Genomic DNA, 25,639 nt, shown 5'->3' with positions numbered 1-25,639 from the left:
ACAACATGATAATAAAAGGGTTAAAGCGATACTGGAAACTATTGCCTTTATTTATAATTGGCAGCATAACCAGTGCCGTAAGTTCATTATGGCTTATTTCAGCAATACAAAGTGAGGTAAAACTTGCAGGTGAAGGCGTTGATTACCTTCAACGCCTTTCGTTCTATGCCTTAGGTGCCATAGCAGTAATGGTGGGCGGGTTCATTGCCCAACAAAGTGTCACCATCTTTAGCACAAATACAGTGAGAAGTTTACGAAAAACACTTTCTTCACACCTTTTAGCTATGCGGTATAGTGAGTTGGAAAAATTAGGTCCACATAAGCTTCAGGCAACATTGTCTACGGACGTCAACCGATTGTCCACTGCGATGCTGATTTTTCCTGCATTATGTTTCAATAGCATCTTGGTTATTTTGTGCTTTGGGTATCTGGCTCATTTATCTTGGCAGTCATTTTTGATTTTATTCAGCGTGATAGTCTTGGGCTTATTAATCACAAACTTAATCATGTCCCGTGCGACAGCTTTTTTTAATCAAATACGAGATCAAGAAGATGGCTTGTATAAAAGCTATCGTGGCCTGACTGAGGGTGCAAAAGAGCTCAATTTAAACCCTTCAGGAAAGCAATACTTTCTTGATAACGAAATTAACCCGACCATTAATCATATTCGTGCTCTCGAAATTAAAGGGCAGACACTCTTTAATATAAGCAACAACTGGACAAACGTAATTATCTTTATTGCGTTAGGGGCCGTTGTATTCTCATCAGCTATTTTTAATCATTTACCGCTGGATATAATGGTGGCTTACGTATTTGTAACCATCTACCTTATTGGACCGTTAGGCATGATGATCAGTTCTGTTGAAGAGTGCGTTAGGGGTGCCGTGGCCTATAAGAAGATATTGTCTCTTGGTATTGACTTGTCGTCAGATAATGCTCCCAAATTGAATTCTGAAACATGCGAAGCAATACAGCAAAAATGGTCTAAGCTGGCTATGAAGGAATGTACCTTTCACTATGACACCGAAAACTTGGACGACTCCCAATTTGTTGTTGGCCCCTTAAACTTAAGTGTAGAACAAGGAGAAGTATTATTTGTGATTGGTGGTAATGGTAGTGGCAAGTCGACCTTTGCCAAGCTTGTTACCCAGCTCTATCAGCCACAACACGGTAAACTTGAGCTTATAACTAGCACTGTTAGTGATACCGCTCAAAAACAGTTACGTGTTGCCGCGATTTTTTCTGACTTCTTTTTGTTTGACTGGTTTGTTGACCAGTATGGCAATCCAGCGGAAAAAAGTGTCGTTGACAACTACTTAAAGCGCCTGTCACTAGATACAAAAGTGACATACAAAGAGGGACGCATTTCAACGACCAAGCTCTCTTCTGGCCAACGAAAGCGACTTGCGTTAATTCAAGCCTTGATATTAGACCCTGATATTTACCTGTTTGACGAGTGGGCCGCCGATCAGGATAGCTATTATAGGGAGTTCTTTTATCGAGAGTTGCTACCTGAATTAAAGCAACAAGGAAAAACCGTCATTGCCATTAGTCATGATGACTTATTTTTCGACGCCGCTGATCGAATCATTAAATTTGATCAAGGCCATATACAAGAAACACTGTCTAACCCTCCTGTAAACCCAAAGACACTTGAACCATTTATTCAAAAGGAGGCGTAATGAAAAAAATAAAACTAAACGCACTCGACCAATCTCCTATTTTTACGGGGCAAACTGCTGTTACATCGATCAACCGTTCAATTGCCTTGGCAAAACAAGTGGAGGAAATGGGCTTTCACCGATATTGGGTAGCAGAGCACCATAATCAGAAAGGGTTTGCCAGTGCTTGCCCTGAACTTATGGCCGCTAAAATTGGCGCTGAGACTTCTACAATTCGGGTTGGAACAGCAGGCATCCTTGTTGGCCATTATGCCCCTTTAAAAGTTGCAGAAACGGCTAAAATGTTATCAACCCTTTGTGAGGGGCGCTTTGACTTGGGGGTTGGCCGATCTCCCGGTGCGGTACATGGCGCACTCCAAGCATTGGGTGATCATGAGTTTAGTCCTTCCATTATTAATGCAAAGCAGGATGAAGTTTATGCTTACCTTAACGATGAAAAAACCGTTTACGCATCTCCTGAAGGAGCGCCTCAGCTTGAATGTTGGGTACTAGGTGCAGGTCCTGGTTCGGCACTGTATGCGGCAGAAAGGGGGATTAGTTATGCTTATGCGTCCTTTGCAAACCCGAAATTGGCGAAACAATCGATTCAGGCTTACAGGGAAAACTTTAAACCTTCCGCATTTTTAAAGGCTCCAGCTGTTAACTTGGCCGTTGCAGCATATTGCGCCGATACAGAGGACAAGGCGAAACGCATGAGTCTAAGTTCTGTCGCCTGGAGTATGCTTGCCGAGAGAGGCGGTCACAATATCCCATTCCCATCCATGGCAGAAAGTGAAAAGTTGATTGAGGTATCAAAAGATCCTGAAATTGAGTCGAAAATGAATGACACCTTGATTGTTGGCAACCAGTCGCAAGTGAGTGAAAAGCTAACCCAGCTGATTGAGGAGCTTGAGCTGGATGAGCTAACGCTATTAACTGTTACCGAAACTGCTGAAGATTTACTAAAGCACTATCAATTGATCGCTGAAGGTCTGGCAATATGACCACACTTAATTACCTTAATTTAATCACAGTTTTTAAAACGGATATTTTGTAGTATGAATTTTCAAGCATTAGTTAATTTTTTAAATGATAAAAAAGTGGCACTTGAAGTAGCCGATGATCAGCTAAAGGTAAATGCAGCAAAGGGGTGCATTACCCAAGACGTGGCAAATGCCATTACAGAACATAAAGCCCAATTATTGGAACACGTTAAATCGAGTACGATGCAAAATCAGATGATACGTGTCACCAAAGAAGAGAAGGCCAGCGGTGTTCCACTTTCATTTGCGCAACAAAGGTTATGGTTCATTAACAAGCTAAAAGGATCTAATGCGAGTTATCACGTTCAAGGCGGCTTTAAGCTGGTTGGCCCTTTAAATGTTGAAGCATTAACTCGTGCTTTTAAAACGGTTATCGAGCGTCATGAAAGCCTAAGAACCGTTTTTATTGAGCGTGATGGGGAGCCTTTACAAGTCGTAAAGGAGTCATTTAATTTTGCGTTGAACATTAAAGAGATGGCGTCCTCTAAGAGTGAGATTAATGGGGAGCTTCTGGACGAGGCAACTAAGCCATTTAATCTCACAGAAGACCTAATGTTGCGGATCTTGCTCATAAAACAATCTGAAAACGAAAGTTTACTATTGTTCACAATTCATCATATTGCCACAGATGGTTGGTCTGTCAGTGTCATGCTGCAAGAGCTAAATTCGCTTTACCGTGCGTACAACAATAATCAGATAAATCCTCTACCTGAACTTGCATTTCAATATGTAGACTTTGCCAATTGGCAACGTAACGCCATTAAAGATGAAGCATTAGAGAAGCAGCAAGCATACTGGAAGGACACCTTGGCCGATGCGCCCGAAGTGCATAGCTTGCCGTTAGACTACCCTCGACCTTCTCGGCCATCCCAAGATGGCGCCTTGTACCAATATACTCTGGATGGCGAGCTAACAACTGCGATAAAGGACTTATGCCAGTCTCAGCAATGTACCTTGTTTATGTTATTGCAAGGCGCCTTTGCACTGTTACTAAACCGTTGGAGTAACGAAAAAGATATTGTGATCGGGACTCCCATTGCCAATCGCACCCAAGCTGAGCTTTTCCCCCTCATCGGCTTTTTTGTCAATACCCTTGCATTACGTACAAGGTTAACAGGCAACCCAAGTTTTATAGAATATATTCAGCAAGTTAAGGCAAATACATTAGATGCTTATGCCAACCAGGATGTGCCTTTTGATAGCCTTGTTGAAACGCTGAATCCAGCGCGAAGCGAGAGTTACACCCCTCTTTTTCAGGTCATGTTTTCTTTGCAAAACAACCAAATACCTGACTTTGATTTTGATGGCTTAACATTTACACCGCTTGCTGAAAACATGCGCATAGCCAAATTTGATATCACCTTGAATATTGAAGATAAGGACGGGCGGTTAAATTGTGACTGGGAGTACAACCCTAAGTTGTTTTCAAGTTCGACTATAAGTGCTTTGGCCAGTGCTTTTGAGGTATTGCTAAGCCATATCACGGCGTCGCCAAAGAGCCCAGTATTGTCACTACCACTTGTTTCAGTTTCGCAGCGGCAACATATGCAGCAAGAAGCAAGCGTAGATCGTCAAACGGTAATTGATCCAAGCTTAAGTATAAGCGGGACATTTGAATCATTTGCCCGTAAGTCTCCGGATGCGCCTGCCGTCATCTCTGAACAGGGCACTATAAGCTATGCTGAATTAAATGCTAAAGCTAATCAGCTTGCACACTACCTCATTCAGCAGGGAGTTGTTCCAGGGGAGTTGGTTGGCGTCAGTTTTACCCGTTGCCCTGATCTCATTGTTTCAATATTAGCGATTTTGAAGGTAGGTGGTGCATATGTACCATTTGACCCCAACTATCCTGAAACACGCTTAACCTATATGTTAAAAGACTCAGGGGTAAAGGTTGTGCTTTCTCAACAGGCGATTGTAAGTAAGCTTCCACTGGGCAGCAACCAACAGATATGTATTTGTGTCGATGATATCCAGGTGTTGATGGCATTACTTGCTAAACCTGTTACTGATCTAAACATCACTGACATTAACACGCAGAGTTTGGCTTATATTAACTATACCTCTGGTTCGACGGGGCAGCCTAAGGGCGTAATGGTTAACCAGTTAGGGGTATTGCGCCTAGTGCTTGACGCCGGTTACGTTGCACTCAATGAACATACCAAGATGCTACAAATTTCCTCTATCAGCTTTGATGCGACGACATTTGAGGTATGGGGGGCGCTGTTAAATGGCGGACAATTAAGCCTATACCCATCAGATTATATCGATATACAAATACTAAATAAGCTTATCTTACAACGTCAGGTTAACACTCTGTTTATTACTACAGCACTATTTGAGCAATGGGCGAGTGTATTAGATGGTTCATCGGATCCCGCAGAGCCGGACTGGATCGGTTTACAGGTGCTTGTTGGCGGTGAAGTGACTTCACCATATGCAATTCAAAAGATGGTTAAAGCCTTGCCAGGAATACAGGTTATTCATTGTTACGGCCCAACAGAAAATACCACATTCACCACTTGCCATACAGTGAGTAGTGATTTCGATCCCATCGATATTTTACCTATTGGAAAGCCGATAAATGGTGTTGAGTTATGGGTTTTATCTTCCGACTTGCAAATCTTGCCAGATGGCGCAATTGGTGAGTTATGCATTGGTGGTGCAGGGCTCGCTAAGGGCTACCTCAATTCTGTCAACATTGACCAGCAAAAGTTTATCCAACACCCATATAATGATGAGCCAAGTGCGCGTCTTTATCGCTCTGGGGATCTCGTTCGAAAGTTACCTGATGGTAATTTTGTCTTTGTATCCCGTGCCGACAATCAAGTAAAACTAAGAGGCTTTCGCATTGAGTTAGGTGAAATTGAAGCTTGCCTGTCTGCACACCCTGATGTCGCTGAGGCACTTGTTATGATTAGAGAGGATGCGCCTGGTGATAGACGATTGGTCGCTTACGTCACGACTAATGGTGCAATGATCCAGCAAGCAGATACCGAGCTAGAAATACGGTTAAAATCCCATGTTAAGGGCAAGCTACCTGATTTTATGTTGCCGGCTGCCTTTGTCATCGTGGATAAGTTCTCCCTTAACAACAATGGTAAAATTGACCGCTCCACCTTACCGGCTCCGACTTATGCCAATGAATCAATTGAGTATGTCGCACCGGAAACGCCAACGGAAGAGAAGCTAACACAGCTTTGGCAAAGCGTGTTGCAGTTAGATGCTCCAGTAAGTGTAATTGGTAACTTTTTCCACCTGGGTGGCCACTCCTTATTAGCAACCAAGTTACTTGCTCAGATCAGTCAGGAGTTTAATGTTGAGCTGCCGGTATCCACTTTATTCAATACCGAAAACTTGCGCCAGTTTGCAGTTGAGGTTGACCTAGCAACAACACTCAGTAAGGAAGATGGCAGCAACCCTGAGTTAATAGCAAACGCTCAACAAGTGTCCGCTAGTGAACGTGAGGAGTTTGAACTATGAGCTTACTTCCGTTTCTGGTCGAAGCCCAAGAGCTGGATATAATTATCTCATTACAAGATGACAAGTTATCAGTAAATGCGGCTAAGGGAGCGTTGACCGATGACATCAAACAAAAGCTACAGAAAAACAAGGCTGACATTAAGATACTGTATGAAAACCTGAAAATCAGCACCAATAAGGATATTGCTCCCCCTTCATTTGCACAGCAGCGTTTATGGGTGCTTGACCAAATGGCAGGGGAAAGCTTGCAATACCATATTCCAATGACCATGGTTTTTAATGGTTCACTGAATGTGGCTGCAATGCAGTATGCTTTTAATAAAATTGTGCAACGCCATGAAAGTTTGCGAACTGTATTTATAAAAGATGCAGATCAGGTTTATCAGGTTGTTCGCAAGCACCAACCGTTTCAGTTGCCTGTGATTGATATTCAAGATGCAGCCAACAAAAAAGGCGAGTTGGACAGGCTAATTTCCGAGGAATCGCAAAAGCCGTTTAATCTAAGTCAGGATCTTATGTTGCGCCTTTTCTTAGTTCAGGAAGAAGCTGAGCGGTTTGTTTTGTTGGGCAGTATGCATCACATTAATACTGATGGCTGGTCGATGAACATTATTGTTCAAGAGTTAGAGACTTATTATTGCGCTTACCTGGACAAACAGGATGATCCACTTCCAGCGCTAGGTCTTCAGTATGCAGACTATGCTCGATGGCAACGCAACTACTTAAAAGATGACGTATTGGAAAACCACCTGAGTTATTGGAAAAACAAGCTACAGGCTGCTCCAAAGCTTCATGCATTGCCTTTAGATCATACCCGTCCGCAGCAAATTTCAAGCCGAGGCGCTACGCTTAGGCAGCATATTGGCGCTGACATAAAGCATGGATTAGAGGCATTAGCACATTCCCACAATGCCACTTTATTCATGGTTGTGCATGCAGCATTTAGTTACTTCTTATCACGTTACAGTGGTGAAAATGATATTGTTATTGGTACGCCAATCGCAAATAGGGAAAAAGCACAGTTAGCGCCGTTAGTCGGCTTTTTTGTTAACACATTGCCGCTGCGCTTAACATTTTCAGGAGAGCAAAGTTTCGGCGATTTAATCGAAGCCAGCAAGCAAACCATTTTAGATGCGCATGCTCACCAGCAGCTGTCATTTGATAAGATAATCGATGAATTACAAATAGAGCGTAGTATGAGTTACGCGCCTTTATGCCAAGTGATGCTGTCTTTCCAGGATTGGGGAAGAGGTAATCGTGATGATATGGAAATTAACTTCCCTGATGTCACGTTAGGTCACCTGGAGCATCAGTCTGAGTTTTCCCAGTTTGAATTAACCTTAACAGCACTTCCTGTTACAGATGGCTTTGTGATGGAGTGGGAGTTTTCAACTGACTTATTCCAGCCAGATACCATTACTAAAATGATGAATGGATTTGAAACCTTGCTTCAAAACGCGATAACCTCGCCCTCATACCCTGTAAATCGCTTACCGCTACTTTCGTTTGAACAACTCGACCAATCGATTAAGCAAGTACTGGGGCTATCAAATGAGCAACTTAAAGCCCCTTTTACAGATGAACTTTGTATACATGAAGCTTTTGAGCTGCAAGTAGCTAAACACCCAGACAAGATTGCAGTGGTCTTTGACAGCCTCACGCTTACTTACAATGAATTGAACCAACAAGCCAATGCACTCGCCCACCATTTACGTGAACAGGGAGTTGGTCCGGAGTCCCATGTGGGCATTTACCTGGAACGTTCTCAATTCATGGTTGTGGGTATTTTAGGTATCTTAAAGTCAGGTGCGGCGTATGTTCCACTTGATATCAGCTTTCCAGTAGAGCGCCTTAACGCTTTATTAGATGAAACAAAAATAAATAACCTCGTTACCGAAAAAGCATTCGTCGATACCATTAATTCAATTAGGCGCGGTCTCCACGTAATAGATGTTGACGCGTTAACAGCTAAGGCCTGCACAAGGGCTTGTGGTAACATCGGGCGAAAAAACATCGGCCTAACGCCTAACAATCTCGCTTATATCGTATTTACATCTGGTTCCACTGGTAAACCCAAAGGGGTAATGGTTGAGCATCGGTCCATGATGGTACGCTTGCATGGGTGGGATCAAGTTTTCTCACTGTATCAACAACCTCCTTGCGTTATACAAATGGCAGGGATCACTGTAGATATCTGCTTAGGTGATATGGTAAAATCATTATTGACAGGTGGCAAACTTGTTATCTCGAGCAAAGAAACACTGCTTACACCAGAGGAGCTAGTAGCTTTAATGCAAGAAGAACAGGTTAGTTTCGGCGACTTTGTGCCAGCTGTTCTTAGAATGATGACAGAGTACTTACTGAGTAAAAAGGAAACTTTGAGTGTCCTACGTTACATACTGGTTGGCTCTGAAAGTTGGTACGGGAAAGACCTTATAAATTTAAAAAAAGTGGTTTCTCGCGATGCCCGCTGCATGAATATCTATGGCCAAACAGAATCAATTATTGATGTGAGCTATGCTGATGTAACAGAAAAAGATATAGCCGAGGACTCTGTTATTCCTATAGGTAGTGCGCTTGCCCATACGTCCTTATATATTCTTAATAGCGAAAGCCAGCTGCAGCCAGCAGGGGTTTCAGGTGAACTGCTCATAGGTGGGGAAGGCCTTGCCCGCGGTTACTTGAATCAGCCTAAACTGACTGATGAAAAATTTATTGCCAACCCATTTACTAGGAGCGGAAGACTTTATAAGACAGGGGATCAGGCTCGTTGGTTAAGTGACGGTACACTAGAGTTTTTAGGCCGAGTAGATCACCAAGTAAAGATACGCGGTTTTCGCATAGAGTTACCCGAGATTGAAGCTGAATTAAACAAACACCCTAATGTCAAACTAGCCTTAATATTAGTTAAGGAAGCAGCGCTAGGGGATAAAAGGCTGGTGGCTTATCTACAAAAGTCAGGCCATCAGCAACCCACTGATGCATCGTTTATCAAGGCTGTAAGGAACGACTTAAAAACTAGGTTACCGCATTATATGCTGCCATCGGCATTTGTTGTATTAAGGCACTTCCCAATAACAGTAACAGGTAAAGTTGACAGGCAAGCTTTACCTGAGCCGGAATATAGTATTGAACAAGACTATATGCCACCTACCAATGAATTAGAGGTGCAACTTTGCCAGATATGGCAAATCGTATTGAAAGAGTCGGCTATTGGTATTACAGATAATTTCTTTAGTGTGGGTGGTGACTCAATTTTGGCGGTTCGCCTTGTTGCACTTGCCAAAGAAAAGGGAATACTTTTTAGCGTAAAGGACTTATTTACAAATCAAACAGTTGCGGAGCTTGCGATGGCGATAAGCAGCGACAGCATTGAATGTCAGAATATCACTGCGCAAGTTGCCCCATTTGCATTGCTCAATGACAAAACAAAAGAGGCTATAGACACAAAAGCCTACGAAGATGCTTATCCACTTTCTTATCTACAAAGGGTATTTATAGATCACAGTCAATTACATGGAAGCTATCACGATATAATGTCAGAAAAAATGAATTCGCCGTGGGATGAGAAGTTATTCCTGGCTGCATGGCAGGATATGGTTGAGCAATACGCTATATTGCGAACGGTATTTGACTTTTCAAATGAAGAGCCTGTGCAGTGTGTGTTACGCGACTACAAGGGGGCGATCCAAGTTGTTAATTGGCAAGGTCGAACATTCGAGTCAATAGAAGATGATTATGCTGCCTGGTTTAAAGTTGAGTCACAACGTCGATTTGATACCAGTATTCCTTTGTGGCGAATGACGGTACATATCTATGGTAATAACGAATGCGCCTTCACTTTTGCCAATCACCATTCCATTTTAGATGGATGGAGTGCGTCCATGTTGTTGCCTGAGTTTATTCAGCGTTATGAGGACTATGTGGAAGGGAATGGGGCTCAGGGTCAGCCTGAAACTTTGAAGTTTAATACGTACATTGCAGCCGAAATGCAAGCTTTACAAAGCAACGAGTCCTATACCTTTTGGCAAAGCCACCTTGCTAATGCTGAGTTACCTACTTGGACAGGAAAAACTGCAAAGGACATCTACAGGATCAGCAATGACCTGTCTATTTTACATGACCAACTTGAAAATACGGCAGCCTCAATGGGGGTGTCGCCGCGAAGTATTGTTTTGGCTGCTCATATGTGGGTACTGGCAAAGGTTAACGGTACCGACAAAATTACCAGCTCTATCGTTCGCCATGGCCGGCTAGAGGTTAATGGCGGTGATACAGCAATTGGTCTGTTTCTGAACCCTCTGCCTTTGACGGTAGATACAAACAGAAAAAGTTGGCGTGAACTTGTTAACTTAGTCGACCTCCTGCAAAAGGACAGTTGGGAGCATAGGCAATATCCGGTGGCACAACTACAACAAACGTTATTGCTAGATTTTTCAGGTTGCCTGTTTAATTATGTAGACTTTCAAGTAAACCACAGCAAAGGCGATGATGGTGCTGCTAATGGAAACAATACTTCTAGCTATATCTGGGAATGTGTTTATATACACCGCCGGGAGCAAGGGGAGCTAGGGCTTAGGCTGAGCTTTGAGAACCGTGTTTTTGACCAAGTTGCACGTGAGCAGATCTTGAGTTATTACGATGCTGCGTTACAAGTGATTTTAAGCTCACCCGATTTGAAGCCAAGTACAGGAGGGTTATCGAATCTTGAATTCAAGTAATAAGTGCAATTGTTTATACAGTTCACCAGTTTTGTTGACTGTCCTATAAATAATTCATAAGGGGTTTTATACCCCCTCGTTTTCTTGTGCAATGATTAAGTTTATCAACACTGGATCGCTCCGTGTTTGCTAGAGACTCAATAACTTGAGAAATTGGAACTATGAAAAAATCAAATCGCTATACATCAGAATTTCTTGAACATGCAATTAGGCTTGTTATTACACAGCAGCATGAATGTCCCTCTTTTTAGGCTGCACTCGTATCGATTTCAGATAAACTGGGGTGTACTCCAGAAATACTTGGAGCATGGGTTAAGAAGTCTCAAGCTCAACCGTCTAAACCATCAAAACCATCTAAACCATCAAAACCATCAAAACCATCAAAACCATCAAAACCATCAAAACCATCAAAACCATCAAAACCATCAAAACCATCAAAACCATCAAAACCATCATCTAACATTCAATCAGCTGAAGAACGACTTTTTGTTTTAGAGCGTGAAAATAAAGGGTTAAAGCGAAAGAATGATATTTTAAGGCAAGCTGCGACTTTTTTCGCCCAAGCGGAGCTCGACCGCAAATAGAAATAAGCGTGACTTTTATAGATGCTTGTCGTGAGCATTACAGTATCGAGTCAATTTGCAATGAATTGTCTATTGCATGTTCAACGTATTACGCTCGCAAACAGCGATAGAGGCAGCCTGAGCGACTATCTTACCGCAAAAAGCGTGGTGCTGAGCTGATGATACTCATTCGCCAAGTGTGGGAGGATAATATGTCAGTTTTATAGGGCAAGAAAAATATGGAAACAACGACAACTTGACGGTCACCAAGTTGCCCGTTGCACCGTAGAGCGACTAATGTGAGGTATGAGTATCCAATGTGCTCGTCGCGGTAAAGTATGTAAAACAACGATATTAGATGAACAACAAGATAAGCCAAAGGACTTAGTTAATCGTCAATTTACGGCAGAGCAACCTAATCAACTGTGAGTGGCTGATATTGCCTATGTCGCTACGTGAGCAGATTTTTTTACATGGCCTTCGTGATAGACGTATTCTCACGATACATTGTAGGTTGGCGTGTATCAACGACGATGCACACTGGTCTCATTCTTGATGCGTTAGAGCAAGCTATTTGGGATCATGAGGATCCAAAAAGACTTATTCACCATAGCGATAAAGGAAGTCAATATTTGTCCATAATATATACAGAACGACTTGCTGAAGCAGGTATTCAAACATCTGTAGGCAGTGTGAGTGATACTTATGATAATTCATTGGCTGCAACAATAAATGGCTTATTTAAAACAGAAATTATTCGCAGGAATGGACCTTATAAAAATGTTGATGCTGTTGAATAAGCAACTTTAGAGTGGATTAATTGGCTTCATAATCAATGCTTATTTTCTTCAATTGGATATGTTTCACCAGCTAAATATGAAACTGATTACTATGACAATTTAAATGAGTCAGGTAAAGTAGCTTGGCTTAAACAAACTGTTCTCCAATGAACTCGGGGCGATTCAACACTATTAACTTTCTTCTTTTTAATTGCAGCATCTGATCTGGCATTTGCCAACGAAAGGGTACTGTCCTATCGTAATCTCTTTTCTTTTTCCATTAGATGAGTAACGTAACATCCAATGAGGAGTAGCCGCCTTGCGAACTACTAAATATAACCCCTCCTATTGGATGACGTTTAGATTCATCTTTAACGAATGCTTGAATTTGTTTTGCTGTAATGTGTTTCATATAAACCAATTGTCCACCAGTCAGTCTTTTTGATGATTGCTAAGCCTACCATATTGCCCACCATTAATATTTGACTCAAAACATCCTTGTCCCGTCCTAAAATACGTTGACGGTTTTAATTGAAGGCCAGTAGCTTTTGCTCCTGGTCTTTTTTATGCACTTGGTTTGGTGTTTTCATTCCAAAACTCAAATGCGGCCTCATTTCATTGTATATCAATATTGATTCATCGACGAGCTGCTTTAGCTCTTCTAGGTTTTGACATTTATAGAGTAAGAATTCCTGCTTCAATATGCCGTTAATACACTCCGCCAGTGCATTCTGATAGCAATCATAGCCATCGGTCATTGATGGAATAATGCCATTTTCATTAAGCTTTACTTGATATACCTGCGAGCAATACTGCAATCCTCTATCTGAATGATGAATCGTACTACATTGATACTGACGATTATTGATTGTCATATCTAATGCTTTAACAACATCTGTCGCCTTCATTTCATCACTGAGTTCATAACCCATAATTTTGCGACTATACGCATCAGTTACTAGCGATAGATAGTGAACACCTTGCGCTGATTGAACGTAGGTTATATCACTTACAAAACCTCTTCTGGCCTCGATGGTTGCATATCTTTAAGCAAGTTAGGATGCTTTTTCATCCAATGTTTACTAAAAGTAGTTAAAGTAGTTTTTGTATAACTACGCTTAGGTTTAACCAATAAATGTTAATTTCTCAAGTAACTAAAGAAAGCGTCTCGACCTAAACTTATGCCTTGCTCTATGGATTTGGGTTTAAGTAGAAAGTATAATTTTATTCCACCTAAACGCAGCATAAAGCGTCGTATTTCCAATACCATCGCTTTAACTGGTGCTAATTCACTAGCACGCAATTTAGCTCTGCTCTCTCGTTGATATATCTCTTGTCTGGTTATACCAAGCTGCTTGCAAGCACGTTCTAAGCTAACTATTTTTTGCTTTTGAAGGCTTCTTGCTCCTTGGCAATATACTTTTTCGAAGGCTTGTCCCATACTCAGCGTCAAGAATATTAACCACTTCATTGAGTAACAGGTTACGTAAATGCTTATCTTCAAGCTCTCGTTCGAGGCGTTTGATTTTTGGAGCGGGGCTTTCTTTAGCTTTAAGTGATGCTGGCATAGTCATCTTAGGTGATTGAGTCCAAACCACCTTACCGTGTTTTCTTAACCAAGTAAGTACAATTGAACGACCTTGTATGCCATAATTTTATTGGGCTTGTTTATAAGTCATATCGCCTTTTTCTACAGCGTCGACATGTAGTGGTCAACTAATTTTGGACACAGTTTTAGAATCTTGATATCTAACCTCAGATTCATTTGGTGCTAAACCGGCATTATAATGATGCGGCCTAACATTGTTGTAATATCCATTTATGTAATCACTTACGCTATATTTAGCGTCTATAAAGTTTCCATATCCAATCTTTGGCATCCATTCCGTCTTAAAGCTTCTAAAAAATCGCTCCATTGGCGCATTATCCCAACAATTTCCACGTCTACTCATACTTTGTGTGATTTTATAGCGCCATAAACGTTGGCGATATTTTAAACTTGTATAATGGCTACCTTGGTCTGAATGGAACATGAGTCCTGTCGGTTTCCCTCTGCTTTCATATGCGAGTTCAAGCGCTTTTAGCGTTAAATTAGTATCTGGTGACAACGACATTGCCCAGCCAACCACTTTGCGTGCAAATAAATCAATAACCACGGCTAAATAAGCCCAGCGATTGCCTGTCCAAATATACGTCACATCACCGCACCACACGGTATCCGGCTCAACAACATCAAACTGTCTATCAAGCAGGTTTGGGATTTCAAGGTGTTCATTACCACCACGTTTATATGAATGTTGAGGTACTTGGCAGCTTTCGAGCTTTAATTTAACCATTAGCTTAGCTGCACGATAACGGCTCAATTCAAAATCATTGTTCGTTGCTATCGCTGCGATTGTCCGTGCCCCTGCTGAACCACCACTCATCGCATGTATTGCTTTTACTTCAGCCTCTAACCTTGCTTGCTCAGGTGTCGGCGCTGTATCCCGTATGGCCCAGTACTTATAGCTGCTGCGATGCACATTGAATACGCTACACAGCAGACTAATTGGATAACGCTCTCGTTGATTTAACTTCTCGATTAACGAGAATTGTTCAGGGAGTCGGACATCAAGAGAGCGGTAGCCTTTTTTAATATATCCTTTTCTAATTCAATGCGTTGGATTTACTTTTTAAGTTCACGGATTTCAATTTGTTCGGGCGTCATTGGTGAAGCTGATGGTGACTGACCATTGCGTTCTAGCTTTAATTGAGTAACCCACTTACTTACGGTTGATTTACCCACCCCCATCGCTTTTGCTGCGTCTTCTTGCGTATAACCTTGGTCTACTACAAGCTGAGCCGTTTCTAATTTAATTGCCGCTGAATATGTTGCGCGTTTTAATTTCGTCATTTTTTCACCCAAATTTGTATGCTTAGTTAGCATAACATTTCTTTCTTAATGGGTGGCCAAAATCACTGTACCACTACAACAACTTGTAATTTAAAGCCTAATGAATAATCTCGTTGTGTTCCTTTGATCAGTGTATTATTTGACTTGGTCATAATAAATCCTAAATGTGTAAACACATTTCAGGACGAAACAATTATTATTTAGCAAAAGCCCAGTGATTTTCACTGGGCTTTTTACATTAAATTACTTAATAAAGTAATTAAAACGTAAATTAAGCATAGGTTTTGTAGTGTTTGGCATGAATATTCAGCGAACAGCATATTATTTCAAGTTTTCTTCAAAAAAGGGTTGATCTGTTTTCGGATCTCCCTATAATGCGACCCCACTGAGATGGGATATGGCGACGCGCAGCGGACAACGCATGGCGAGGCACGAACTACTCAGAGAGTTAAATGAAACTTAAACTGAATCTTTTTAGAAAGTTTAAATTTAAGTGTTGACAAAAGATAGGAAAGCGTAATATGCGCAGCCCTAGCGAGATAAAGTTCAACTTTATAATCGCAACGTTCTTTAACAATATAAAGCAATCATCTGTGTGGGCACTCGTACAGATTGAGTTCTAACAGCCAAACTACTTAGGTAGCGAGGCAAACAAATTAGAGTCTCAATTGAAAACTGAGTGACCAACAGAATAGTTATTTCGGTAATTATTCGGCACAGTCAATTCAATATCGAAAGATATTAAAAAATTCAGAATTCATTGAGCTGTCGAAAGACATAAAACTTTTTAATTGAAGAGTTTGATCATGGCTCAGATTGAACGCTGGCGGCAGGCCTAACACATGCAAGTCGAGCGGTAACAGAAAGTAGCTTGCTACTTTGCTGACGAGCGGCGGACGGGTGAGTAATGCTTGGGAACATGCCTTGAGGTGGGGGACAACAGTTGGAAACGACTGCTAATACCGCATAATGTCTACGGACCAAAGGGGGCTTCGGCTCTCGCCTTTAGATTGGCCCAAGTGGGATTAGCTAGTTGGTGAGGTAATGGCTCACCAAGGCGACGATCCCTAGCTGGTTTGAGAGGATGATCAGCCACACTGGGACTGAGACACGGCCCAGACTCCTACGGGAGGCAGCAGTGGGGAATATTGCACAATGGGCGCAAGCCTGATGCAGCCATGCCGCGTGTGTGAAGAAGGCCTTCGGGTTGTAAAGCACTTTCAGTCAGGAGGAAAGGTTAGTAGTTAATACCTGCTAGCTGTGACGTTACTGACAGAAGAAGCACCGGCTAACTCCGTGCCAGCAGCCGCGGTAATACGGAGGGTGCGAGCGTTAATCGGAATTACTGGGCGTAAAGCGTACGCAGGCGGTTTGTTAAGCGAGATGTGAAAGCCCCGGGCTCAACCTGGGAACTGCATTTCGAACTGGCAAACTAGAGTGTGATAGAGGGTGGTAGAATTTCAGGTGTAGCGGTGAAATGCGTAGAGATCTGAAGGAATACCGATGGCGAAGGCAGCCACCTGGGTCAACACTGACGCTCATGTACGAAAGCGTGGGGAGCAAACGGGATTAGATACCCCGGTAGTCCACGCCGTAAACGATGTCTACTAGAAGCTCGGAGCCTCGGTTCTGTTTTTCAAAGCTAACGCATTAAGTAGACCGCCTGGGGAGTACGGCCGCAAGGTTAAAACTCAAATGAATTGACGGGGGCCCGCACAAGCGGTGGAGCATGTGGTTTAATTCGATGCAACGCGAAGAACCTTACCTACACTTGACATACAGAGAACTTACCAGAGATGGTTTGGTGCCTTCGGGAACTCTGATACAGGTGCTGCATGGCTGTCGTCAGCTCGTGTTGTGAGATGTTGGGTTAAGTCCCGCAACGAGCGCAACCCCTATCCTTAGTTGCTAGCAGGTAATGCTGAGAACTCTAAGGAGACTGCCGGTGATAAACCGGAGGAAGGTGGGGACGACGTCAAGTCATCATGGCCCTTACGTGTAGGGCTACACACGTGCTACAATGGCGCATACAGAGTGCTGCGAACCTGCGAAGGTAAGCGAATCACTTAAAGTGCGTCGTAGTCCGGATTGGAGTCTGCAACTCGACTCCATGAAGTCGGAATCGCTAGTAATCGCGTATCAGAATGACGCGGTGAATACGTTCCCGGGCCTTGTACACACCGCCCGTCACACCATGGGAGTGGGTTGCTCCAGAAGTAGATAGTCTAACCCTCGGGAGGACGTTTACCACGGAGTGATTCATGACTGGGGTGAAGTCGTAACAAGGTAGCCCTAGGGGAACCTGGGGCTGGATCACCTCCTTATACGATTTAGAACTTATTTGTTCGTAGTGTCCACACAGATGATTGTTAATTAGTGCTTGTCCCTTTGGGATAGCTAATTAATATGCTCTTTAAAAATTTGGAAAAGCTGATAATAAAATTCTGATAGATACATTGTATTTATCAAGAGTTTTCAAAAGTAAAAAAACAATGGTAGCAGTACCATTGAGTGCCATTTAATTAACTCTTATGAGTTGATTGATTGGTATCTACTTTAGTATTCAATATTGACTTCTGGCGAAGTTAAACTGTCACAAAACAAAGACCCGTTTGGGTTGTATGGTTAAGTGACTAAGCGTACACGGTGGATGCCTTGGCAGTTGGAGGCGATGAAGGACGTATTAACTTGCGATAAGCCTAGTCAAGCTAGTAAAAAGCGCTTGAGACTAGGATTTCCGAATGGGGAAACCCACCTGCTTGCAGGTATCGTTAACTGAATACATAGGTTAACGAGGCGAACGCGGAGAACTGAAACATCTAAGTACCCGTAGGAAAAGAAATCAACCGAGATTCCGAAAGTAGCGGCGAGCGAAATCGGAACAGCCCTTAAGCTTATTATGTGTTAATGGAAGGCTGCTGGAAAGCGCCACGATACAGGGTGATAGTCCCGTACATGAAAAGACATTTTAAGTGAAATCGAGTAGGTCGGAGCACGTGAAACTTTGACTGAATATAGGTGGACCATCATCTAAGGCTAAATACTCCCAACTGACCGATAGTGAACCAGTACCGTGAGGGAAAGGCGAAAAGAACCCCTGTGAGGGGAGTGAAATAGAACCTGAAACCGTGTACGTACAAGCAGTAGGAGCCCACTTGTTGGGTGACTGCGTACCTTTTGTATAATGGGTCAGCGACTTATATTTTGTAGCGAGGTTAACCGAATAGGGTAGCCGTAGGGAAACCGAGTCTTAACTGGGCGACTAGTTGCAAGGTATAGACCCGAAACCCGGTGATCTAGCCATGGGCAGGTTGAAGGTTGAGTAACATCAACTGGAGGACCGAACCCACTAACGTTGAAAAGTTAGGGGATGACCTGTGGCTAGGAGTGAAAGGCTAATCAAACCGGGAGATAGCTGGTTCTCCCCGAAATCTATTTAGGTAGAGCCTCGGACGAATACTTACGGGGGTAGAGCACTGTTAAGGCTAGGGGGTCATCCCGACTTACCAACCCTTTGCAAACTCCGAATACCGTAAAGTAATATCCGGGAGACACACGGCGGGTGCTAACGTCCGTCGTGAAGAGGGAAACAACCCAGACCGCCAGCTAAGGTCCCAAAGTCATAGTTAAGTGGGAAACGATGTGGAAAGGCCCAGACAGCCAGGAGGTTGGCTTAGAAGCAGCCATCCTTTAAAGAAAGCGTAATAGCTCACTGGTCGAGTCGGTCTGCGCGGAAGATGTAACGGGGCTAAACTATGCACCGAAGCTGCGGATTCAGAATTTATTCTGAGTGGTAGGGGAGCGTTCTGTAAGCGGTTGAAGGTGTACCGGGAGGTATGCTGGACGTATCAGAAGTGCGAATGCTGACATGAGTAACGATAATGGGAGTGAAAAACTCCCACGCCGGAAGACCAAGGGTTCCTATCCCATGTTAATCAGGGTAGGGTAAGTCGACCCCTAAGGCGAGGCCGAAAGGCGTAGTCGATGGGAAACAGATTAATATTTCTGTACTCGATATAATTGCGATGGGGGGACGGAGCAGGCTAAGCAAGCATAGCGTTGGTAGTCTATGTGAAAGTGAGTAGGGCGTTTGTTTAGGTAAATCCGGACGAACACTAAACCTGAGACACGAGACGAGTCACTACGGTGATGAAGTTGCTGATGCCATACTTCCAGGAAAAGCCTCTAAGCTTCAGATTATATGGAATCGTACCCCAAACCGACACAGGTGGTCAGGTAGAGAATACTAAGGCGCTTGAGAGAACTCGGGTGAAGGAACTAGGCAAAATCGTACCGTAACTTCGGGAGAAGGTACGCTCCTATCTGTGATGAGACTTGCTCTCTAAGCGGACGGGAGCCGCAGTGACCAGGTGGCTGGGACTGTTTATTAAAAACACAGCACTGTGCAAAATCGCAAGATGACGTATACGGTGTGACACCTGCCCGGTGCCGGAAGGTTAATTGATGGGGTTATCCTTAGGGAGAAGCTCTTGATCGAAGCCCCGGTAAACGGCGGCCGTAACTATAACGGTCCTAAGGTAGCGAAATTCCTTGTCGGGTAAGTTCCGACCTGCACGAATGGTGTAACCATGGCCACGCTGTCTCCACCCGAGACTCAGTGAAATTGAAATCGCAGTGAAGATGCTGTGTACCCGCGGCTAGACGGAAAGACCCCGTGAACCTTTACTACAGCTTGGCACTGAACATTGAACCTACATGTGTAGGATAGGTGGGAGACTTTGAAGCAGCGACGCTAGTTGTTGTGGAGTCAACCTTGAAATACCACCCTTGTAGTTTTGATGTTCTAACGTTGGCCCCTGAATCGGGGTTACGGACAGTGCCTGGTGGGTAGTTTGACTGGGGCGGTCTCCTCCTAAAGAGTAACGGAGGAGCACGAAGGTTGGCTAAGTACGGTCGGACATCGTACGGTTAGTGTAATGGTAGAAGCCAGCTTAACTGCGAGACAGACACGTCGAGCAGGTACGAAAGTAGGTCATAGTGATCCGGTGGTTCTGAATGGAAGGGCCATCGCTCAACGGATAAAAGGTACTCCGGGGATAACAGGCTGATACCGCCCAAGAGTTCATATCGACGGCGGTGTTTGGCACCTCGATGTCGGCTCATCACATCCTGGGGCTGAAGTCGGTCCCAAGGGTATGGCTGTTCGCCATTTAAAGTGGTACGCGAGCTGGGTTTAGAACGTCGTGAGACAGTTCGGTCCCTATCTGCCGTGGGCGTTTGAGAATTGAGAGGGGTTGCTCCTAGTACGAGAGGACCGGAGTGAACGAACCGCTGGTGTTCGGGTTGTCATGCCAATGGCATTGCCCGGTAGCTACGTTCGGAACTGATAAGCGCTGAAAGCATCTAAGCGCGAAGCAGGCCTCGAGATGAGTTCTCACTAGACTTTTAAAGTCTCTGAAGGGCCGTTGAAGACTACAACGTTGATAGGCAAGATGTGGAAGTGGTGTGAGCCATTAAGCTAACTTGTACTAATTACCCGTGAGGCTTAACCATACAACGCCAAACGCGTTTTATGTGATAGTGAAACACGCGAAGAAGTTAATATAACTAAAGTAGATATTACTTAAAGAAAGACTTAAAAAATATTATCAGATATTTTCCAAATTCAGTTAGTGCGCAGAAATACGTATTAACGCCCAAATTTGCTTGGTGACAATAGCGTTTTGGACCCACCTGACTCCATGCCGAACTCAGTAGTGAAACGAAACAGCGCCGATGATAGTGTAGCATTTGCTATGTGAAAGTAGGACATTACCAGGCTTCAAATTGTAGAGAGCCCGACTAGAAATAGTCGGGCTTTTTTACGTCTGCAGAAAAGTAAAATGTGCGCAATTAACACACACTCATATCGCGACACAAAGATAGTGTAGCATTTCACTGTGGCTCTCCACCGCTGTGGGCACTACGACATCCTACTGCGTAGCGCACCGGCTTCACATTGTAGAAAGCCCGACTATAAATAGTCGGGCTTTTTTACGTCTGCAGAAAAGTGAAATGTGCACACTTAACACTCTCTCACATCAACTCCCATCACGTAGGTCGGGCGAGCGTTGCGACTCCCGTAAAAAGCATAAAAAACCTTCGCTCAACAATGAGTGGTAGCATTTGTACTGTGGGTAAATAATACCAATTGGTTTAACATCTTACCTAATATAAAAGCTTTAACTATCTGGTCTTGTTATAAGTATTGAACATGACCTTTAAGCCTTTATATACGCTTTGGGTAGGTTAACTGAAGAGAATGAAAATAGTTAGGTAGAGATTGATACAGAGGTTTTACACATGAACTTAAATCTAAAGGGCATGATATTTAATAGTACTTATGGAGTGCCTGTGTAAACTAGCCACGTTATCTACCAGCATTCATTAATTGTTTTATAGCCAGATAAGCGGTTAGGGGCTGCTTTAATTTCATATGTACTGAGCGTTATTAATTTTTAACCCTAAGATTAACTAAGGCCATATACTTTATATTAAAAACTATCGACAAGACTTACTAAAAAGTGTTTTGTGTACTCCTTAAACTAAAGTTTATTTTATACTCTCCTGGTTCTAATTAACCATCTATATATGCCAATAAAGAACAATGCTGCAGATCCGAAGCCACTCAACATCCAAATGACTTTTAAAATGTTACCGCCAATGCTGCCGTCATGTAGAGGGTGTATCCAGTTTTTAATTTTACTAGCCGTACTTTGTTTATCTATATTAAACATGCTCTCTAACTTCCCTGTAAGAGCATTAACCTCTATATAGCTATGTGGAAAGCGATAAGAAGGATCGTTTACAGTTTGAAATCTAAATCTGTAAATCGCATTTAAGTTTGATGGTGTTTCAATCCAAGCTAAACGCGCACCCGGTAATGCTTTTTTAGCTATTAGTATCGCTTGCAATAAAGGAATATTAGATTGTTTACTCGGTTGTATTTGTGTTTTTGAAGGGGAGTTTATATCGCTAACTAAAGCGGTTAATATAGGATCTGTCTGCTTTGGAATAGCAAGCATAATCCCTGTAATCGTTAGAGCTAATAATGGGATGCACAAGCTTAAACCAATTAATTTATGCCAGTCATAAAGTAGGCCTATTTTAGAACTGCGACGTTTAAATTTTAACGATTTTATCCATTGACCTTTTTTTGGCCACCACGCTAATAACCCAGATATGAGAAGGATTAATGTGGCAATGCCTATATACCCCACAATTATAATACCGGTACTTCCTGTGAGTAATGAAAAGTGCAGGTTATATAACCATGTAACAAAATAATCGCCCCAGTAATCTTTTCGAATTACTTTATATTTATCATTTGAGAGCCAAATCATTAAGGTTGCAAATTCACGATTTTGTGTTTCTACAGGGTTATAGTAACGAGCCGGTATGATTGAATTGTCATCTGTTACCTCAAGCCGCCAGGGCCCATACTTATCTGGAAAAGCCGTTTTTAAGTTTTTGTATGCCAAATCCCAGTCGACTTTGTCTGTATGCTTTATATTTACTTTAGTGAGGTTCAGTTGTGAATCTATTTGTGGGTAATATATTAATACTGAGCCAGAGAATGCAATAACAGTGAGTAAAAACCCTATTGATAAACCTAAATAAAGGTGTAATCGTCTAAATATCTTTTGCCAAGAAAGCTTTGGAAGCATGAATAAAGTAGCCGTAATAAGTGAGTGTACTTAAACAATAATTATTAGGTATTTTATAGTGTTTTAGAGAAGAAAAGTGCGACATTTTGTCGCACTTCTTACAATGCATATTTAAAAAATAAAACGCCAGCTCAAGGCTGGCGTTAAAATACAATCTTAAAGTTTATTTAAGCTTTAGGTCCTGCATTTTTTATATCATCTGATACGTCGTACTTAGCAAAGTTCTCAGTGAAGTCTACGGCAAGTTTTGCTGCATATTCATTGTATTTAGCTTTATCTTCCCACGTATTAATAGGGTTAAGTAAGTTTGTATCTACACCCGGAACGGCAACTGGCACATCTAGGTTTAAAACATCAATATGTTGAGTTTCAACGCCTGTTAATTTACCAGATACAATAGCATCAACTACTGCGCGAGTAGTTGGAATATCAAAGCGCTTGCCTGTACCGTAAGGGCCGCCAGTCCAACCTGTATTCACAAGGTACACTTTAGCGCCAAACTCGCGTACACGCTTCATAAGAAGCTCAGCGTAAACACCAGCAGGGCGTGGGAAAAATGGTGCACCAAAACAGGTTGAGAATGTTGATTCAATATCGCTAGTAGAGCCAATCTCAGTTGAGCCAACTTTAGCTGTGTATCCACTTAAGAAGTGAAAAGCAGCCGCTTCTTCGCTAAGAACAGATACCGGTGGTAATACACCGCTTACATCACAGGTTAAAAATACAACTGCTTTTGGTTCGCCTGCGCGGTTTTCTACTTTACGTTTTTCAACGTGTTCAAGTGGGTATGCTGCACGGCTGTTTTGAGTAAGGCTTGTATCGTGAAAATCAGGAACGCCCTTCTCATCTAGCACTACATTCTCTAAAATAGTACCAAAGCGAATTGCATTCCAAATCACAGGTTCGTTCTTTTGTGACAGGTCGATACATTTAGCATAGCAACCGCCTTCAATATTAAACACGCTTCCAGGTGCCCAACCGTGTTCGTCATCACCAATTAAAAAGCGAGTAGGATCTGCTGAAAGAGTTGTTTTGCCCGTACCAGATAAACCGAAGAATAATGCTGTATCGCCTGCTTCACCAACGTTAGCAGAACAGTGCATTGGTAATACACCTTTTGCTGGTAGTAGGAAGTTTTGTACAGAAAACATCGATTTTTTCATTTCACCGGCGTAGCGCATACCTGCTAGTAATACTTTACGCTGTGCAAAGTTAATAATAACGGTGCCATCGCTATTTGTGCCATCACGTTCCGGCTCACATACAAACGAAGGAACGTTCATTACTTGCCATTGTGGTAAGTTTGAGGCGTTATAGTTTTGTGGTTCGATAAACATGTTTTTGGCAAAAATATGGTGCCACGCTGTTTCTGTAGTTACGACTACAGGTAAATAATGCTCAGGGTCAGCGCCAACTTCTAGGTGAGAGGTGAAGTGGTCATTACTTTGAACATGTGCTTCTACGCGAGCCCATAATGCGTCAAATTTTTCTGCATTAAATGGGCGGTTAACGTTGCCCCATTGAATGTCATCTTGAGTTGTCGCTTCTTGTACAATAAAACGATCTTTTGGTGAACGGCCAGTTCGTTTTCCTGTAATTGCAACAAAAGCACCATTTGCGGCTAAAGTACCTTCGCCACGGCGGATCGCATGCTCGACAAGTTCAGCTGCGGTTAAATCGACAAAACGTGTAGCGCCTGTAGTCATGTTTATACCTAACTATGTGTGAGAGTTTGAACGGATAGCTCTGGGGTTATCAGTGCCCTTAAACTGAAATTATAGTAACAGAAGGTTTTAAGATATTCGAGCCCGCAAAGCCCCTAAAAACACATATATTTAAGAAAAAACATGAATAATTTCAATGATACCGGTGTCATGAAATTAGCAGAAAATATGACACCGGTATCATCTTTTTATAATATAAAACCGCATATTTTGCGGCTTTAATTACTATATATAGATGAAGCTGAACATTTAGTTGAAAATGCTTTTTATGTCTTGTTCGTTAAAAACATACTCTTTTAAACAGTAATGGCAGTTAATGTTAACAGTCCCTTTCTCAGCTACATCTTTGAGTAGTTCTTCTTGTCCAATATTAACAAGTGCAGTAATTGTTTTATCACGACTGCAACCACATTTGAATTTAATCGCTTGAGGTTCAAATACGCGAGGATTATCTTCGTGATAAAGACGTGTAAGAACAGTGTTCGCATCTAAGTGTAACAACTCTTCATTTTTAATCGTGTTACTTAATGCTTCTAGGTGTGCAAAGTCTTCAATTGATTTTTGTTTATCAACTGGGAGTACTTGTAAAAATAGACCACATGCTTTTGCGCTACCTTCTGTTGTGTCGGTTGCAAACCAAAGGCGTGTTTTTAGCTGCTCTGACTGCTCAAAGTAACTTTCGATACATTCACTAAGAGTATCATGCTCTAGCGGCACTATACCCTGGTAGCGTTCACCTTTTTCAGGGGTAATAGTGATTACCATATAGCCTTGGCCAATAAGCTCTTTTACAGTTGTGCCCGTAATTTCGCTTTGCAGGCGCGCAATACCACGCATGTTTTGTTTGTCATCACCATTTATAACTGCATATTTAACTGGGCCATCACCTTGAAGCTGTACAGCAATTTCACCTTCAAACTTTAAGGTAGCAGTAAGTAAACAGGTTGCAACGAGTAACTCACCAAGTAATGCTTTAACAGGATCTGGGTAATTATGGTCGGCAATCATTTCATTATAAGCACTCTCGATTTGTACGAGTTCGCCACGAACATCTAGTTCGTTGAATAAATAACGGTGAAGTAAATCTTGTTGCATGAGCGGCTAT

At 42.5% G+C, this 25,639-nt stretch carries 7 protein-coding genes, 3 rRNA genes, 5 pseudogenes and 1 other annotated feature; of the genes and pseudogenes, 9 read left to right on the top strand and 6 right to left on the bottom strand.

Annotation, left to right across the window (positions count from 1 at the left end):
• The first annotated feature begins 5 nt into the window (after positions 1–5).
• The 6 genes and pseudogenes from LOS73_RS19955 to LOS73_RS19930 all read left to right on the top strand — a co-directional run bounded on the left by LOS73_RS19955 (position 6) and on the right by LOS73_RS19930 (position 12,421).
• Complete coding sequence (locus LOS73_RS19955; RefSeq protein ID WP_457934198.1) at positions 6–1,682, top strand: cyclic peptide export ABC transporter; 1,677 nt, start codon at positions 6–8, stop codon at positions 1,680–1,682.
• Complete coding sequence (locus LOS73_RS19950) at positions 1,682–2,665, top strand: MsnO8 family LLM class oxidoreductase (RefSeq protein ID WP_337150644.1); 984 nt, start codon at positions 1,682–1,684, stop codon at positions 2,663–2,665. The genes LOS73_RS19955 and LOS73_RS19950 overlap by 1 nt, the downstream gene beginning before the upstream one ends.
• A 54-nt stretch (positions 2,666–2,719) precedes the next feature.
• A pseudogene (locus LOS73_RS19945) lies at positions 2,720–5,797 on the top strand (amino acid adenylation domain-containing protein); the annotation flags it as partial.
• A gap of 102 nt (positions 5,798–5,899) precedes the next feature.
• Positions 5,900–6,187 (top strand): annotated as a pseudogene (locus LOS73_RS19940) (phosphopantetheine-binding protein); the annotation flags it as partial.
• Entirely contained in the window at positions 6,184–10,908 is a 4,725-nt protein-coding gene (locus LOS73_RS19935; protein WP_457934197.1) for an amino acid adenylation domain-containing protein, read from the top strand. The pseudogene LOS73_RS19940 and the gene LOS73_RS19935, both read left to right, overlap by 4 nt.
• Positions 10,909–11,069: 161 nt before the next feature.
• A pseudogene (locus LOS73_RS19930) lies at positions 11,070–12,421 on the top strand (IS3 family transposase).
• Positions 11,456–11,571 (top strand) — a sequence feature (AL1L pseudoknot). Its footprint overlaps the pseudogene before it by 116 nt.
• 36 nt (positions 12,422–12,457) lie before the next feature.
• Here the strand turns inward: LOS73_RS19930 and LOS73_RS19925 are convergent.
• The 3 genes and pseudogenes from LOS73_RS19925 to LOS73_RS19915 form a co-directional block, all read right to left on the bottom strand.
• Positions 12,458–12,550, bottom strand: coding sequence for a hypothetical protein (locus LOS73_RS19925; RefSeq protein ID WP_442961671.1), 93 nt, complete (start codon positions 12,548–12,550; stop codon positions 12,458–12,460).
• Positions 12,551–12,777: 227 nt separating this feature from the next.
• Positions 12,778–13,953: pseudogene (locus tag LOS73_RS19920) on the bottom strand (IS3 family transposase); the annotation flags it as partial.
• A gap of 9 nt (positions 13,954–13,962) precedes the next feature.
• Positions 13,963–15,143: pseudogene (locus tag LOS73_RS19915) on the bottom strand (IS3 family transposase).
• Between the two features lie 788 nt (positions 15,144–15,931).
• Here LOS73_RS19915 and LOS73_RS19910 point away from each other — a divergent pair.
• The 3 genes from LOS73_RS19910 (at position 15,932) to rrf (ending at position 20,924) form a co-directional block, all read left to right on the top strand.
• A 16S ribosomal RNA gene (locus LOS73_RS19910) occupies positions 15,932–17,467 on the top strand.
• A 299-nt stretch (positions 17,468–17,766) separates the two neighbouring features.
• Positions 17,767–20,657: ribosomal RNA gene (locus tag LOS73_RS19905) — 23S ribosomal RNA — on the top strand.
• Positions 20,658–20,809: 152 nt separating this feature from the next.
• Positions 20,810–20,924, top strand: a 5S ribosomal RNA gene (rrf, locus tag LOS73_RS19900).
• The 16S, 23S and 5S rRNA genes sit together here, the layout of an rRNA operon.
• Positions 20,925–21,700: 776 nt before the next feature.
• On the opposite strand, the gene LOS73_RS19895 is transcribed toward rrf, so the two are convergent.
• From LOS73_RS19895 to hslO, 3 genes are all read right to left on the bottom strand, one after another.
• On the bottom strand, positions 21,701–22,810 hold the full coding sequence (locus LOS73_RS19895; protein ID WP_033031112.1) for a PepSY-associated TM helix domain-containing protein: 1,110 nt from the start codon (positions 22,808–22,810) through the stop codon (positions 21,701–21,703).
• 167 nt (positions 22,811–22,977) lie between these two features.
• Positions 22,978–24,516 (bottom strand): phosphoenolpyruvate carboxykinase, encoded by a 1,539-nt coding sequence (locus LOS73_RS19890; RefSeq protein ID WP_007378584.1) that lies wholly within the window; start codon positions 24,514–24,516, stop codon positions 22,978–22,980.
• Positions 24,517–24,783: 267 nt separating this feature from the next.
• The gene (gene hslO, locus LOS73_RS19885) at positions 24,784–25,629 is read right to left on the bottom strand and encodes an Hsp33 family molecular chaperone HslO (protein ID WP_002962025.1); all 846 of its coding nucleotides are present in this window, start codon (positions 25,627–25,629) and stop codon (positions 24,784–24,786) included.
• Between the last annotated feature and the right edge of the window lie 10 nt (positions 25,630–25,639).

It is taken from the genome of Pseudoalteromonas sp. SCSIO 43210 (assembly GCF_054133285.1).
This window is presented reverse-complemented; position numbering and strand designations above follow the sequence as displayed.

What these genes read in the sequence shown, in the direction of transcription:
- LOS73_RS19955 (WP_457934198.1), top strand. Translation starts at nt 6, where the DNA reads ATGATAATAAAAGGGTTAAAGCGATACTGGAAACTATTGCCTTTATTT.
- LOS73_RS19950 (WP_337150644.1), top strand. Translation starts at nt 1,682, where the DNA reads ATGAAAAAAATAAAACTAAACGCACTCGACCAATCTCCTATTTTTACG.
- LOS73_RS19935 (WP_457934197.1), top strand. Translation starts at nt 6,184, where the DNA reads ATGAGCTTACTTCCGTTTCTGGTCGAAGCCCAAGAGCTGGATATAATT.
- LOS73_RS19925 (WP_442961671.1), bottom strand. Translation starts at nt 12,550, where the DNA reads ATGTTACGTTACTCATCTAATGGAAAAAGAAAAGAGATTACGATAGGA.
- LOS73_RS19895 (WP_033031112.1), bottom strand. Translation starts at nt 22,810, where the DNA reads ATGCTTCCAAAGCTTTCTTGGCAAAAGATATTTAGACGATTACACCTT.
- LOS73_RS19890 (WP_007378584.1), bottom strand. Translation starts at nt 24,516, where the DNA reads ATGACTACAGGCGCTACACGTTTTGTCGATTTAACCGCAGCTGAACTT.
- hslO (WP_002962025.1), bottom strand. Translation starts at nt 25,629, where the DNA reads ATGCAACAAGATTTACTTCACCGTTATTTATTCAACGAACTAGATGTT.